At 50.5% G+C, this 15115-nt stretch carries 14 protein-coding genes; 5 read left to right on the forward strand and 9 right to left on the reverse strand.

Annotated elements, in window-relative coordinates; genetic code table 11:
* Positions 1–31: 31 nt before the first annotated feature.
* From plsC to ygiW, 5 genes are all read right to left on the reverse strand, one after another.
* Positions 32–769: a 1-acylglycerol-3-phosphate O-acyltransferase gene (gene plsC, locus C0K55_RS03075; RefSeq protein WP_105266455.1), complete on the reverse strand. Its 738-nt coding sequence runs from the start codon at positions 767–769 to the stop codon at positions 32–34.
* Positions 770–997: 228 nt separating this feature from the next.
* A complete protein-coding gene (gene parC, locus C0K55_RS03080) occupies positions 998–3256 on the reverse strand; it encodes a DNA topoisomerase IV subunit A (RefSeq protein WP_001281917.1) in 2259 nt (752 codons plus the stop codon).
* Positions 3257–3393: 137 nt separating this feature from the next.
* On the reverse strand, positions 3394–5001 hold the full coding sequence (locus C0K55_RS03085) for an ABC transporter substrate-binding protein (RefSeq protein ID WP_105266456.1): 1608 nt from the start codon (positions 4999–5001) through the stop codon (positions 3394–3396).
* A gap of 108 nt (positions 5002–5109) precedes the next feature.
* Complete coding sequence (locus C0K55_RS03090) at positions 5110–5592, reverse strand: AraC family transcriptional regulator (protein ID WP_000796007.1); 483 nt, start codon at positions 5590–5592, stop codon at positions 5110–5112.
* Between the two features lie 51 nt (positions 5593–5643).
* Positions 5644–6036, reverse strand: a complete 393-nt coding sequence (ygiW, locus tag C0K55_RS03095) for an OB fold stress tolerance protein YgiW (protein WP_000712662.1) — start codon at positions 6034–6036, stop codon at positions 5644–5646.
* Between the two features lie 151 nt (positions 6037–6187).
* On the opposite strand from ygiW, the gene qseB reads away from it, so the two are divergent.
* The 4 genes from qseB (at position 6188) to C0K55_RS03115 (ending at position 9229) form a co-directional block, all read left to right on the forward strand.
* On the forward strand, positions 6188–6847 hold the full coding sequence (gene qseB / locus C0K55_RS03100) for a quorum sensing response regulator transcription factor QseB (RefSeq protein WP_105266457.1): 660 nt from the start codon (positions 6188–6190) through the stop codon (positions 6845–6847).
* Positions 6844–8193: a quorum sensing histidine kinase QseC gene (qseC, locus tag C0K55_RS03105; protein ID WP_085449284.1), complete on the forward strand. Its 1350-nt coding sequence runs from the start codon at positions 6844–6846 to the stop codon at positions 8191–8193. The genes qseB and qseC overlap by 4 nt, the downstream gene beginning before the upstream one ends.
* Positions 8194–8302: 109 nt before the next feature.
* Positions 8303–8884 carry an NADPH:quinone oxidoreductase MdaB gene (gene mdaB / locus C0K55_RS03110; RefSeq protein ID WP_000065441.1) on the forward strand — a complete coding sequence of 194 codons (582 nt, stop codon included), beginning with the start codon at positions 8303–8305 and terminating at the stop codon, positions 8882–8884.
* 30 nt (positions 8885–8914) lie between these two features.
* The gene (locus C0K55_RS03115) at positions 8915–9229 is read left to right on the forward strand and encodes a putative quinol monooxygenase (RefSeq protein WP_000633738.1); all 315 of its coding nucleotides are present in this window, start codon (positions 8915–8917) and stop codon (positions 9227–9229) included.
* 44 nt (positions 9230–9273) lie between these two features.
* Here the strand turns inward: C0K55_RS03115 and C0K55_RS03120 are convergent, their stop codons facing one another.
* The 4 genes from C0K55_RS03120 to C0K55_RS27090 are packed head-to-tail and all read right to left on the reverse strand — an operon-like array spanning position 9274 to position 12572.
* Positions 9274–10161 carry a MurR/RpiR family transcriptional regulator gene (locus C0K55_RS03120; protein ID WP_001517109.1) on the reverse strand — a complete coding sequence of 296 codons (888 nt, stop codon included), beginning with the start codon at positions 10159–10161 and terminating at the stop codon, positions 9274–9276.
* Positions 10158–11105, reverse strand: coding sequence for an iron-siderophore ABC transporter substrate-binding protein (locus C0K55_RS03125; protein WP_001517110.1), 948 nt, complete (start codon positions 11103–11105; stop codon positions 10158–10160). Before C0K55_RS03125 ends, C0K55_RS03120 begins: the two co-directional genes overlap by 4 nt.
* Before the next feature lie 10 nt (positions 11106–11115).
* On the reverse strand, positions 11116–12153 hold the full coding sequence (locus C0K55_RS03130; RefSeq protein ID WP_032141510.1) for a FecCD family ABC transporter permease: 1038 nt from the start codon (positions 12151–12153) through the stop codon (positions 11116–11118).
* A gap of 8 nt (positions 12154–12161) precedes the next feature.
* Complete coding sequence (locus tag C0K55_RS27090) at positions 12162–12572, reverse strand: iron chelate uptake ABC transporter family permease subunit (protein ID WP_105266458.1); 411 nt, start codon at positions 12570–12572, stop codon at positions 12162–12164.
* 373 nt (positions 12573–12945) lie between these two features.
* Here C0K55_RS27090 and C0K55_RS03140 point away from each other — a divergent pair, with 373 nt between their 5' ends.
* On the forward strand, positions 12946–15087 hold the full coding sequence (locus C0K55_RS03140) for a TonB-dependent siderophore receptor (RefSeq protein ID WP_001051713.1): 2142 nt from the start codon (positions 12946–12948) through the stop codon (positions 15085–15087).
* The last annotated feature ends 28 nt before the right edge of the window (positions 15088–15115 follow it).

The raw sequence follows: 15115 nt of genomic DNA on the forward strand, positions 1-15115 counted from the left end.
GAAAACATTCCCGCAAAAACAGACTGCCGACTTAAACTTTTCCGGCGGCTTCGCGCTCTGCGACTTCTTTATCGAGCTCGGCTATTTTTTGTTCCATTATCGAACGACAATGGGCAGCCAGCTCGCGAACCTGATCTTTACCATATTGACTGACGTCAATTGGCGGCAGCATTTCTACGATCACTAAACCATTATTCAGTCGGTTAAGATTAATCTTATTCGAAGTTGTGGAAACACACACGGGAATAATGGGGACGCCTGCCGCAATCGCCGCATGAAATGCCCCTGTTTTAAACGGCAGCAGGCCACGACCACGGCTGCGCGTTCCTTCCGGGAACATCCAGATGGAAATACGGCGTTTTTTGAAGTGATTCACCACTTCCGCGATAGTGCCGTGCGCTTTAGTACGATTGTTTCTGTCGATCAATAAGTTGCCAGTTAACCAGTACAACTGACCAAAAAAGGGGATCCACAGCAAACTCTTTTTACCCACAGTGACTGTCGGTGGCTGCACGATATTCGATACCGTCACCATGTCATAGTTGTTCTGGTGGTTAGCGATATAGATAGCATTACCATAACTTTCAGCATCAGCGGGTTTGCGACACTCAACTTTAAGGCCGAACAGCGGCGCAAGACGACCAAACATATGCCCAAAGGTGGCCACATGCTTCGGATTTCTCGGGCTGAACAGACAGTAAATGGAGCCGAAAACACAGACTAACAAGCTGTAAATCACGGTAATAATAAGACGAAAGATATATAGCATAACACCCTCTGAAGATCTGAGAGACTGGCATTGTACGTCACCTGAAATCAGGTTAGGGCATTGTTAAAAGCCGCTCTCTGGAAAAGCGTATTGTTAATCGCAACGCATGAATAAACAACGGTTTCAAGGGAATTTTTATCGTTTCCTGGGGCTGATTACGCTGCCGGATGACGACTTAACGTTCCATCCGGCAGTCCTTGCAAACGGGAGAAAGCCCCCTCCGGCATATTACTCTTCGCTATCGCTGCTGCTGGCGCGGAGAGGCGAATCAATCTCGACACGGTCGATACGCTGCAAACCACGCATCAAGGTGCCGCGACGGCCACGCTCACCGGTAACTTTCAGCAATTCTTCCGGGCGCAGTTTGATTTTGCGTTTCCCGACATGAATGGTCAGGGTACTTTGCGGCGGCAGTACATACAGGTGTGCCAAACCATCCTCGCCCCGCGCGGCTTCTGCCGACGGAATGTTGATGATCTTGTTGCCTTTACCCTTCGACAGTTGCGGAAGCTCGCTTACCGGGAACATCAACATGCGGCCTGCCTGAGTAATTGCCAGCAACATATCAGAAGCATCTTCAATGACTACCGGCGGCATGACATGCGCATTTTCCGGTAAAGTGATCAATGCTTTACCTGCACGATTACGCGCCACCAGATCGTTAAAGGTGCAGACAAAACCGTAACCCGCATCGGAAGCCATCAACAGTTTCTGATCGTCGCTTTCCATCAGCATATGGTCAACGGTAGCACCTGGCGGCAACGTCAGTTTGCCAGTAAGCGGTTCGCCCTGACCACGCGCCGACGGCAGCGTAATTGGGTCGATGGCATAGCTGCGTCCGGTAGAATCAACAAACACCACTGGCTGGTTGCTCTTGCCTTTCACCGCAGCTTTAAAGCTGTCACCCGCTTTGTAGTTCAAACCTGGGGCGTCAATGTCGTGGCCTTTAGCGCTACGCACCCAGCCCATCTGCGACAGCACGATGGTAACGGGTTCAGACGGCAGCATGTCGTGCTCACTCATTGCTTTCGCTTCTTCGCGTTCCTGCAACGGTGAACGGCGATCGTCACCATATGCTTGCGCATCGGCCTGCAACTCTTTCTTCAGCAGATTATTCATCTTGCGCTCGGAAGCCAGAATGCTCTGCAACTGGTCACGCTCTTTTTCCAGCTCGTTCTGCTCACCGCGAATCTTCATCTCTTCCAGTTTGGCGAGATGACGCAGTTTCAATTCGAGGATCGCTTCCGCCTGGGTTTCCGTGAGGCCAAAACGCGACATCAGCGCCGGTTTCGGTTCATCTTCATTACGAATGATCTCAATCACTTCGTCGATATTGAGAAACGCCACCAGCAAACCTTCCAGGATATGCAGGCGCTTGAGGACTTTCTCCAGACGATAGTTCAAACGGCGGCGCACGGTATCGCGACGGAATACCAGCCATTCGGAGAGGATTTCCAGCAGGTTTTTCACCGCCGGACGCCCATCCAGACCAATCATATTAAGGTTAATGCGATAGCTCTTTTCCAGATCGGTGGTGGCGAAGAGGTGATTCATCACCTGATCCATATCCACGCGATTAGAGCGCGGCACAATCACCAGACGGGTCGGGTTCTCGTGGTCGGATTCATCGCGTAGATCGTCAACCATTGGCAGCTTTTTGTTACGCATTTGCGCAGCAATTTGCTCCAGTACGCGCGCACCAGAAACCTGATGCGGTAAGGCACTGATGACCACCGCGCCATCTTCTTTCTTCCACACTGCGCGCATACGCACAGAACCACGACCATTTTCGTAGATTTTGCGGATCTCCGCCCGGGAGGTGATGATTTCCGCTTCGGTCGGGTAATCCGGCCCCTGCACAATATCCAGTAACTGATCGAGCGTGGTTTTCGGCTGGTCGATTAAGGCGATTGCTGCCTGTGCGACTTCGCGCAGGTTATGTGGCGGAATGTCCGTTGCCATCCCGACAGCAATACCGGTGGTGCCGTTAAGCAAAATATTCGGCAGGCGGGCAGGCAGCATTTTCGGCTCCTGCAAGGTGCCGTCGAAATTTGGCACCCAATCCGCCGTCCCTTGCCCCAGCTCGCTCAATAACAGCTCGGAATATTTCGACAGACGGGATTCGGTGTAACGCATTGCCGCGAACGATTTCGGATCGTCCGGCGCGCCCCAGTTCCCCTGACCATCAACCAGCGGATAACGGTAAGAAAACGGCTGCGCCATCAGAACCATCGCTTCATAGCAGGCGCTGTCGCCGTGCGGATGGTACTTACCCAGTACGTCACCGACGGTACGGGCCGACTTTTTAAATTTGGCGGTAGCATTCAGACCCAGCTCAGACATCGCATACACAATGCGGCGCTGAACGGGTTTCAGACCATCACCAATAAACGGCAACGCACGATCCATGATGACGTACATGGAGTAGTTTAAGTAGGCGTTTTCCGTAAATTCATGTAGCGCAAGGCGCTCTGCCATATCGCTCATTAATTCTGATTCCTCAACTTATTCGCCAGCCTTCAAAGGGGCAATATTGCCGGAGATACTACATTATCTGTCGCGTCGAGTCACAGGAGATCAGCGTGAATAGCGCCGCCGGACGTGCTCCGACGGCGATAAAGGCATCAATGTGCCTTGATATACAACTCTTTGCTGTAGACATAATCCTGGGGATTATGCAGCGGGAAACCGCCAACGTAAGGTTTAAGCAATTTGATCAGCGGCTGATAGTAGATGGGAATGAGCGGTGCCTGCTGATTAATGATCATCTCTGCCTGCTGATACAACGCATTACGCTTTGTCGCGTCAGTGGTCTGCGCCGCCTGATTTAGCAACGCGTCATACTGCGCATTTTTCCAGTGACCGACATTCTCTTCACTATCGCTTTTGAGCGTGTTCAGGAAAGTGGAAGCATCATTGTACGTCGCATCCCACGACTGCCGCGATAGCATGAAATCACCGGCTCGCCGGGTATCAAGATAGGTTTTCCACTCCATCGTGCGCAGCGTCACCTGTGCACCAAGCCATTTTTTCCATTCGGAAGACAACGAAATTGCCGTTTTTTCATGCAAATCATACTTGTTGTAGAACAGTTCAAAGCGTAGCGGATGAGAAGCATCGTACCCCGCTTGTTTGAGCAAGGCTTTTGCCGTCGCCACGCGCTCACTCATCGGCTTTTGCAGTTCATCAAACGTCGTCGCGTTAAAGCCTTCTACCTCTGGCGGCGTCAACGTGGTTGCAGGCGTTCGCAACCCGAGTATCTTTTGCGCAATTAACGGCCTGTCGACCGTCAGATATAGCGCCCGCCGGACACGAACATCGTCAAACGGTGGTTTCTGGATATTGAAATTGTAATATTCACTGTTCAGACGCGGGATAATTTGCAACTCACCAGGCAGTGATTTTTCAATAGCAGGAATTTGTTGTGCCGGAACCCAGGTGAGATCGACTTCACCCGCACGATAGCGGTTATAGCCGGTGACTGAATTATCCAGTGCCAGATACTCAACCTGCTGCAATACCGTATGTTGTGCATCGCGGTACTTTGGATTTTTGCGTGCGGTAATCTTTTCGTTAACCACCCATTTATCAAGCACAAAAGCACCGTTGTAAACCATATGCTCTGGCTTACTCCAGCTATCGCCATACTTCGCAATCATATGATGCGGAACCGGAAACAGCGTCGGCCAGGCTAGCATTGTCGTAAACCACGGTACGGGCTGCTCAAGCGTGACTTCAAAAGTGCGGTCATCCGTCGCTTTCACGCCTAACGATGAGACATCCGATTTTCCCGCCGCGATAGCCGCTGCATTTTTAATATGCGCCTGCGCCAGATAGCCAGCAAAAGGGCTTGCCGTTTTGGGGTCAACCGCGCGCTGCCAGCCGAGGACAAAATCCTGCGCTGTCAGAGGCTGACCATCAGACCACTGTAAGCCGTTGCGTAAATGGAAAATATAGCGTTTGCCGCCATCTGACACTTCCCAGGATTCAGCCTGGGCAGGTTGCACTTTACCTTCGCCGTCCATCCATACCAGACCTTCAAACAGATCCAGCACAATCTGCGCGGCGGTATTCTCCTCAACCTTTTGCGGGTCAAGCGTGCCGGGGTCGCTATGATTGTTGTAACGAAAGAGCTGTTGCGGGGCGAGCGGTGTGTTGGCGGGAACGTCAGCAGCATAGAGAGGAGCCGCACTTACCAGGCTGACCAGCCATAATAAATTTCGCGTATACATGGTATTCCTTACCGGAGAAATTATAAGCCTGACAACAATACGCCAGTGGCATTGTTAGCTCAAACTTATCGCGAGTGATTTGGCTCACACTCCGGAAAAGATCCCCCTTCACATTAACGGCACATAAATATCCGTTTCCAGCCGCTTCTCTGACATCCCTTCGGCCAGGTTGGTGTAGTGAAACAATATCGGTGCGTTACGCATTTTCTCGCCGCTATCAGGAAGCCAACGGCGAATGATGGCCCGGATAGTGTGAGATATGTTATCCAGGTCGCCAGAATGACGGGCAACCGCATAACGCCCTGCGGTGAGTTCGCCATTACTCACACCATAACGATTCTCCGGAACAGGCTCGTTAACGCTGCCGCAAATATCAAAGCGAAACGCGTCTGGCGCAGTGGTGGCAGGATCGTCCCAGGCGACGCCAAAAGTCTGGCTTTGGTTAACGGGAGATAACCCCGTGTCTTTGCGCCACATGATAAATTTCGCCACGCTGTAGTTGAGCAACTCAGGGCTACAGCGATGCGGCAACATCGCCACGCGGGTTGATGGGAAATCGATAATATTTACGTCCAGTGCACGGTTTTTCATGTTGCTCCCTGCGAAATTATTCCCGGGAACGCGTCCCGGGAGCAGTAACAATTACGGATTGACTTTACTGATCTGTTTCACGTCAATCTCAACAGAGTTCCAGTCTTTATCCACTTCCCCCTGAATCTCAACCGTATCTTTCGGCGTAACTGTCACGCCGTTCCAGCGTTTGTGGTCGATATCGACATTGATGGTGCCGCTGGCATCTTTGAACACATACAGATCGTCAGAGATGCGCTCAACGATATTGCCACGCAGAGTTACCCAGGTGTCGTCACGCAAAGATTTCGCGTTTTCTACGTTAGTTACGCTGCCGTTCGGCCCCTGGAATCCTCCGGTTTGACTTTGTGTTGCCGATGGGCCAGAAAAGCCCCCCTGCTCTGCTGCCATAACCGGTGCGCTACACAGGGCCATTACTGCAATTACTGCTGCGAATTTTTTCATGTTTGTTACTCCCTTTGATGTCTGTTTCCAGGCATTAAACAAGATAGTCCTTAACAACTTCTTAAGGAAAAAAAAGAAAATTTAGTACTGTACAGAGCGCGTTACAACACGGTTTACTGACAACGAATACAGCTATCGCAGGGATGAAAAGATGCGAATTTTACTGATAGAAGATGACATGCTGATTGGTGACGGCATCAAAACAGGTCTTAGTAAGATGGGCTTTAGTGTTGACTGGTTTACGGAAGGTCGTCAGGGAAAAGAGGCGCTTTATAGCGCACCTTATGACGCGGTGATCCTTGATCTCTCCTTACCGGGAATGGATGGCCGCGATATTTTGCGCGAGTGGCGGGATAAAGGTCAGCGTGAGCCGGTACTGATCCTGACCGCGCGCGACGCACTGGCGGAACGCGTGGAAGGTTTGCGTCTGGGGGCCGACGATTATCTGTGTAAACCTTTTGCATTGATAGAAGTGGCCGCCAGGCTGGAAGCGCTGATGCGCCGAACCAACGGCCATGCCAGCAACGAGCTACATCACGGCAACGTCATGCTCGACCCGGGCAAACGGATCGCCACCCTGGCAGGTGAATCCTTAACACTCAAGCCAAAAGAATTTGCCCTGCTGGAATTACTGATGCGTAACGCTGGTCGTGTTCTACCACGCAAACTGATTGAAGAAAAACTGTATACCTGGGACGAAGAGGTCACCAGCAATGCCGTCGAAGTACATGTGCATCATCTGCGACGCAAACTCGGCAGTGACTTTATTCGCACCGTTCACGGTATTGGCTACACATTAGGTGAGAAATGAAATTTACCCAACGCCTTAGTCTGCGAGTCAGGCTGACGCTGATCTTTTTGATTCTGGCCTCGCTGACCTGGGTTGTCTCCAGCTTTGTAGCCTGGAAACAAACGATTGATAATGTCGATGAGTTGTTCGATACCCAGTTAATGCTGTTTGCCAAACGATTAAGTACGCTCGATCTTAACGAAATTAATGCGGCAGATCGTATGGCAAGAACGCCGGATAAATTCAAACACGGCCATGTGGATGACGATGCCCTGACATTTGCCATTTTTACCCGCGACGGCAGAATGGTTCTTAACGATGGCGATAATGGAGAAGATATTCCCTATAGCTATCAGCGTGAAGGTTTTGCTGACGGGCAACTGGTGGGTGATAAAGATCAATGGCGCTTTATCTGGATGACATCACCTGATGGTAAATATCGCATCGTTGTCGGCCAGGAATGGGAATACCGTGAAGACATGGCGCTGGCAATCGTCACCGGCCAGCTCATCCCCTGGCTTGTTGCGCTACCCATCATGTTAATCTTCATGATGGTGTTACTGGGTCGTGAGCTCTCGCCACTGAACAAACTAGCGCTGGCGCTACGTATGCGCGATCCCGACTCGGAAAAACCACTCAACGCCGCGGGCGTACCCAGCGAAGTGCGTCCGCTAGTCGAGTCGCTGAATCAACTGTTCGACCGTACACATGCGATGATGGTGCGTGAACGGCGCTTTACCTCTGACGCCGCTCACGAACTGCGTAGCCCATTAACGGCGCTGAAAGTTCAAACCGAAGTTGCGCAACTCTCTGACGATGATCCGCAGGCACGGGAAAAAGCACTGACGCAATTACATTCGGGGATCGATCGCGCCACCCGTCTGGTTGATCAACTGCTCACACTATCGCGGCTCGACTCGCTGGATAACCTTCAGGACGTCGCGGAGATCCCACTTGAAGATCTCCTGCAATCGGCGGTGATGGATATCTACCACACGGCGCAGCAGGCAAAAATTGACGTACGGCTGACGCTCAATGCCCACGGCATCAAACGCACCGGACAACCGCTATTGCTAAGTCTACTGGTACGAAATCTGCTGGATAACGCAGTACGCTACAGTCCACAGGGCAGCGTAGTGGATGTCACTCTGAATGCAGATAATTTCACCGTAAGAGACAACGGCCCCGGCGTGACGCCAGAGGCGCTGGCGCGAATTGGCGAACGTTTCTACCGCCCACCAGGACAAACCGCAACCGGTAGCGGACTGGGGTTGTCGATTGTCCAGCGGATCGCAAAATTGCATGGCATGAATGTTGTGTTTGGGAATGCGAAACAAGGTGGATTTGAGGCGAAAGTGAGCTGGTAGTGGTGAGACTTTTGCAAAATTCGCAAAAGACTTTGCACATTTTGCTAATTTCACCGCACCGCTCTGTGACGTACTATTGTCGGTAAATGTCTCTCCTTGAGGATAAAAAATGAGCAATATTCTGATTATCAACGGTGCGAAAAAATTCGCCCACTCTAATGGTCAACTGAACGACACCCTGACCGAAGTCGCGGATGGCACGCTGCGCGACCTCGGACATGATGTCCGCATCGTTCGCGCTGAGAGCGACTACGATGTCAAAGCCGAAGTACAAAACTTTCTCTGGGCTGATGTGGTGATCTGGCAGATGCCTGGCTGGTGGATGGGCGCGCCGTGGACGGTGAAAAAATACATTGATGATGTGTTCACCGAAGGTCACGGCACGCTGTATGCCAGCGATGGTCGTACCCGCAAAGATCCGTCGAAAAAATACGGTTCTGGCGGTCTGGTACAGGGTAAAAAATATATGCTCTCGCTGACCTGGAACGCCCCAATGGAAGCCTTCACCGAAAAAGATCAGTTCTTCCACGGCGTTGGCGTTGACGGTGTGTATCTACCGTTCCATAAAGCAAACCAATTCCTCGGCATGGAACCGCTGCCGACATTTATCGCTAATGACGTGATAAAAATGCCTGATGTTCCCCGCTATACTGAAGAATATCGCAAGCATCTTGTGGAAATTTTTGGTTAACTAGAGCTCTGGCTTTAGAAGGAGTTAACCATGATTACAGTAATCGCAGAAATCCGTACTCGCCCTGGCCAACATCACCGTCAGGCGGTATTGGATCAGTTTGCTAAAATCGTTCCAACAGTTTTGAAGGAAGAAGGTTGCCACGGCTACGCGCCAATGGTGGATTGCGCTGCTGGCGTGAGTTTCCAGTCTATGGCGCCGGATTCTATTGTGATGATTGAGCAGTGGGAAAGCATCGCGCACCTTGAAGCGCATCTGCAAACCCCGCACATGAAAGCATATAGCGAAGCCGTAAAAGGCGATGTGCTGGAGATGAATATTCGTATCCTGCAGCCGGGACTTTGATGTTCCTGAAAAGAGGCCGGTGTTGTTACCGGTCTCAGGCCTGATTAGCCATTCTTTCTTCCCGTTTTCAAACCCCGATGGAAATCGTTAATTCGCTTAATGGTTTTAACCGCACGCTGCGGCACCGCTGAGGCCACCGACCAGACAATCATTTCCAGGCACAACAATACCGTACCATGTAGCGGCGTTTTCCCCTTTTCATCCCCGCGCGGAACGTGGATGACGATACTGGCGTCTTTACTAAAACGCGAATCCAGAGCGTTTGTCAGCAAAATAACCGGGATCCCCAGCCGTTTCGCTTCACGCAGCGTTGTCAGCCCTTCCCGGTGTGCAGATTTTTGCGCCATCATGATCAGCACATCGCCACGCTGAAGCGCGATCAATTGCTCGGCAAGGCCAATACCCGTACGGTTTAGCGCCGTGGCGGGCAAGCCAATGCGGTTGAATAGCCGCGCGGTATAATCCGCCAGAATACCCGAAGCGCCAATGCCAAAAATAGCAACTTGCCGCGCCTGCACCAACAAGGCTACCGCTTGCGCAAGCGAGTGGCGGTTTTCAGGCTCTGACAGGACATTGCAGGTATACAGATGCCCTTCAAGAACAAAGTCGATTGCGGTGTTAACATCGCTCGTCAAGTTACTCACCGTCGTAGACATCTTTTCGCTGGAGCTAAGGGCTGGGCCAAGCCACTGTTCCAGAGTACGTTTCAGATCGCGCAGCCCGGCAAACCCCAGAGCCTGTATAGCCCGAATTACTGTGGCATCGGAAGTGTTTAACGTGGCCGCAATTTCCATCGCCGTTTGCTCGAGGACCACTTCACGGTGCTCATTAATGTAGCTGGCGACGGTTCTTAACCCTGGCGTTAACTGACTCGCACGAGTACGAAAACGCTCCCCAAAAATATCAACCCGCGTTTTGTCTTTCTGGATCATTTGGCCTCCGGTAAAGGTCGCCCCGCAATTTGTGATTGTATCTGCGCAGCCATCAATCCCAGAGATGCAAAGGAGTTAGAAATCGCCTCTTCACGCGAAATCAACACATAACGTCCGGAACGACAGGCTGTCAGAAACTGACACCATCCCGGCATGACTTTTTCCATTGCTGCCAGCTCGTCCTGAGGTTTACCACCAGAATCACCGCGCCAGGTTGCAAAAACAAAATCGGCATCCAGTTCAGGCAAACGCTCCGCGCTCACATCCATTCGCCCACCTTCAGGAATGCTCTCAATCAGCGGCGGAAAGCGAAAACCAGCATCGCGTAATACCCGCCCCAGCGAATGATAGCTATGCATCACATTAATTTTTCCCTGATTTGCCTGAATCACCGATACCGTTATTTTTTGACTGTCCAGCGTCGCCTTCAGCGCATTGATTTGCGCCTGATAGCGGCGTTCAAGTATCGCCAGCCGCGCCTGTGTTCCTGTAAGTTCGGCCAACTTGCGGTAGATTTCTGGCGCGCCCCCTTTGAGATGATCAATGCTCACCGTGGGCGCAATTTTCTCCAGTTGTTCAATGGGCGTATTACGGGTCGGTTCTGTGATGATCAGGTCCGGCTTTGCCGCCACAATCGCTTCAATATCAATATCGGCTGTTCCAATGAAGGCGATCGATGAATTATCGAAATCAACACCTGTCAGTAACGCACCTGATCGAATGAAATGGCTACCGTCAGGCCGTGTACGCCCGTGGCTGGCGACAGGAGGTACACCGAGTTCAATCAGAGGAATGGTGATATCAAGATCGTGTAAAGAAACGATTCTCTTTGGATGTGCAGGCACTGTGACTTTGCGCCCTAAATCATCGGTAAACACCTGAACAGGCTCTGTTGCACGAGCAAAAAATGACAACAGTATCAGCAGAGAAAAAAATAAACGCATATAACTCCCGTTAAAAACTGTTCCTGCGTTGCCAGAGAAGTAGCAGAAAGAATGGTCCACCAATCAGTGAGATAACGATTCCTGCAGGGAGTTGCAAAGGCAAAAAAGCCAAACGACCAATGCTATCCGCCAGAATGACTAACAACGCCCCCGATACGGCGCTCCCCAGCAGTAATGTCGTCTGTCCACCACGCAGAATAAAACGTGATATATGAGGTGCTATCAGCCCGACAAAGCCGATGTTGCCAACACAAGAAACGCAGACGGCTGTCAGGATTATTGGCGCGGCTACACGCAACAACGCCAGACGAGAACTATTCACGCCTAATCCGGTTGCAACCTGATGACCAAGCAGAGCAATATCCGCCGTCCGGGCTGTGAACAGCAATAAAAGAGCGGCTGGCAACATCCAACAGGCTGAAATACCGACTAACATCCAGTTGGCTGCATGTAGGCTTCCCGATAACCACATCAATGCAGTTTGTACGTCACGAACATCTGCTGTGGTCATAAATACACCGATCCCCGCGGCGAAAAACCAGGAAACGCCAATGCCGATCAAAACAAATCGCGGGCGGGAAATATCGCGTGCACAGAAAATCACCACTAACGCAACGAATAAGCCGCCAGCGAGGCCGGCCACTGGACGCCAGAACATCCCCAGCATTGGAAACTGGAAAATCAGCCACAGCACTGCCACGCTACATCCTTCCTTGACCCCGATAAGACCGGGATCCGCAAGGCTGTTACGAGCAATAGACTGCATTGCGGCTCCCGCCATACCTAACATGGCTCCGCATAGCAACGCCATGATGACTCTCGGCAAGCGAATATCCTGCACAATATAACGTGTGTCTGTGTTCACATTTTCTGGAGAGAACAACGCTCGTCCGACTTCCGATGCCGGGACAGAAAAAGAACCATGCATCAGACCGAATATCAGTATTCCAACAGCAAACAGAGACAGTCCACCAAGCAACACCAGATTTTTAGGGCGTACCAGTGTCGAAAACTCACCAACACGTAGCGGGCGTAACCCAACGTTCATTATCCGGCTCATTTGAACATCCTCGTCGCCATAATGACAAAAACAGGTGCACCAACTAATGCCGTCATGACACCTGTCGCCAGCTCATGGGGCGTGAAAAGCGTCCTGGCAATAATATCTGCCAGTAATAGCAGTAAGGCACCGACACAAGCTGAAAGAGGTAGCAGAACGCGCAGATCCGTTGATACCAGACGCCGGACAATCTGCGGTACGAGCAAGCCGACAAAACCAATCGGGCCAGCAATCGATACGGCTGCGCCACAGAGCAACGTCGACTTTCCACAGCCGTTTGCCCCAACCAGAACGGTCATTTTCTCTGTGGGAACGGAGAAAGAAACACCATCAACAATGATGTTCTTGTGATACCCGGCAGAAACATTGTCGAGGATCAGCCCCTGCCCTTTTGCGTTATGTGCCACGTGTACGCCAACTTAATCAAAGACAAACAAAAATAAAACTCATTCTCCTTTGAGAGTTTGACGCCACAAAATGTAGTAGTCAAGAAGTTAAAAGCCACACAAAAACAAGGTAAATAACAGGTAAAATCTTTTTGAAAATAAAAATTAAAACATTAAATATTAATGAGTTAAAAACAATCAACCTGCATTAAATCATCGTGAAAACACCTGTAGCATTTTTTCGTTATTTCTCATTTACTACTACATTATTGCATGATTGAATGATTCTCAATTACATATCCGATGGCGAAATAACAAACGGATAGTGCTTAGTGAGCAACAAGAAACAATTTTCACTCGCGACAATCCGCGAGTTTTTGGGATAAAAGACTAAATGGCTAAGTTCACACCTTCATTCTCAGGAGTCAAAGGTCGGGCGCTCTTTTCACTGCTCTTTGCGGCACCGATGATTCATGCAACAGACACTGTAACGACCAAAGATGGCGAAACCATCACGGTTACCGCGGATGCGAATACCGCAACTGAGGCGACCGACGGTTATCAGCCTCTGAGCACCTCCACGGCGACATTAACCGATATGCCGATGCTGGATATTCCGCAGGTGGTCAATACGGTTAGCGATCAAGTTCTGGAAAATCAGCATGCGACGACGCTGGATGAGGCGCTTTATAACGTCAGTAACGTGGTGCAAACCAATACATTAGGCGGGACTCAGGACGCTTTTGTACGTCGTGGGTTTGGTGCAAACCGGGATGGCTCCATCATGACCAACGGCCTGCGAACCGTACTTCCTCGCAGTTTCAACGCCGCAACAGAACGTGTGGAAGTGCTAAAAGGCCCGGCCTCCACGCTGTATGGCATTCTCGATCCTGGTGGGCTGATTAACGTCGTGACAAAGCGCCCGGAAAAAACGTTCCATGGTTCTGTCTCAGCCACGTCCTCCAGTTTTGGTGGTGGTACAGGGCAACTTGATATCACAGGTCCCATTGAAGGCACTCAACTGGCCTACCGCCTGACGGGGGAAGTGCAGGATGAAGACTACTGGCGGAACTTCGGTAAAGAGCGCAGTACATTTATTGCCCCATCACTCACCTGGTTTGGTGATAATGCAACAGTAACCATGCTCTATTCACATCGGGACTATAAAACGCCATTCGATCGCGGAACAATTTTCGATCTTACGACGAAACAGCCCGTAAACGTTGATCGAAAAATACGTTTCGACGAACCGTTTAATATTACAGATGGTCAGTCCGATCTGGCGCAACTCAACGCAGAATATCATCTCAATAGCCAGTGGACTGCGCGCTTTGATTACAGCTACAGCCAGGATAAATACAGCGATAATCAAGCTCGCGTTACCGCGTATGATGCAACAACAGGAACGCTGACACGGCGTGTTGATGCAACTCAGGGCTCTACCCAGCGTATGCATTCTACTCGTGCGGATCTGCAAGGGAATGTCGATATCGCTGGATTCTATAATGAGATTCTGGGCGGGGTGTCATATGAATATTATGATCTTCTGCGCACAGATATGATTCGCTGTAAAAACGCTAAAGATTTCAATATCTACAACCCTGTTTATGGCAATACCAGCAAATGTACAACGGTCTCGGCATCGGACAGTGATCAGACGATCAAACAGGAGAGCTACTCAGCTTATGCTCAGGACGCGCTCTATCTGACCGATAACTGGATTGCCGTCGCCGGGATCCGCTATCAGTATTACACGCAGTATGCGGGTAAAGGCCGTCCTTTTAATGTCAATACTGACAGCCGCGATGAGCAATGGACTCCCAAACTGGGGTTGGTCTACAAACTGACGCCATCGGTATCCTTATTTGCCAATTATTCGCAAACATTTATGCCGCAATCGTCAATTGCCAGCTACATTGGCGATCTTCCCCCGGAATCATCTAATGCTTACGAAGTCGGGGCAAAATTCGAGCTGTTCGATGGTATAACCGCAGATATTGCGCTGTTTGATATCCATAAACGCAACGTGTTGTATACCGAAAGTATTGGTGACGAAACCATCGCCAAAACGGCAGGCCGCGTTCGTTCAAGAGGGGTAGAAGTCGACCTTGCGGGAGCATTAACTGAAAATATTAATATTATTGCCAGCTACGGCTATACCGATGCTAAGGTTCTGGAAGATCCTGATTATGCAGGAAAACCATTGCCGAATGTTCCTCGTCATACCGGTTCGCTATTCCTGACCTATGACATTCATAATATGCCTGGCAATAACACGCTGACGTTTGGCGGTGGCGGACATGGCGTAAGCCGTCGTTCAGCAACCAATGGGGCTGACTACTATCTGCCGGGCTATTTCGTTGCCGATGCCTTCGCCGCATATAAAATGAAATTGCAGTATCCGGTCACTCTGCAATTAAACGTCAAAAACCTGTTTGATAAAACGTATTACACCTCTTCCATAGCCACAAATAATCTGGGTAATCAGATTGGCGATCCGCGTGAAGTGCAATTCACGGTGAAAATGGAATTTTGATAAAAAAAGCCCGGTATGTTTACCGGGC

Source organism: Escherichia sp. MOD1-EC6098 (genome assembly GCF_002965865.1).
Taxonomy (GTDB): Bacteria; Pseudomonadota; Gammaproteobacteria; order Enterobacterales; family Enterobacteriaceae; genus Escherichia; species Escherichia marmotae.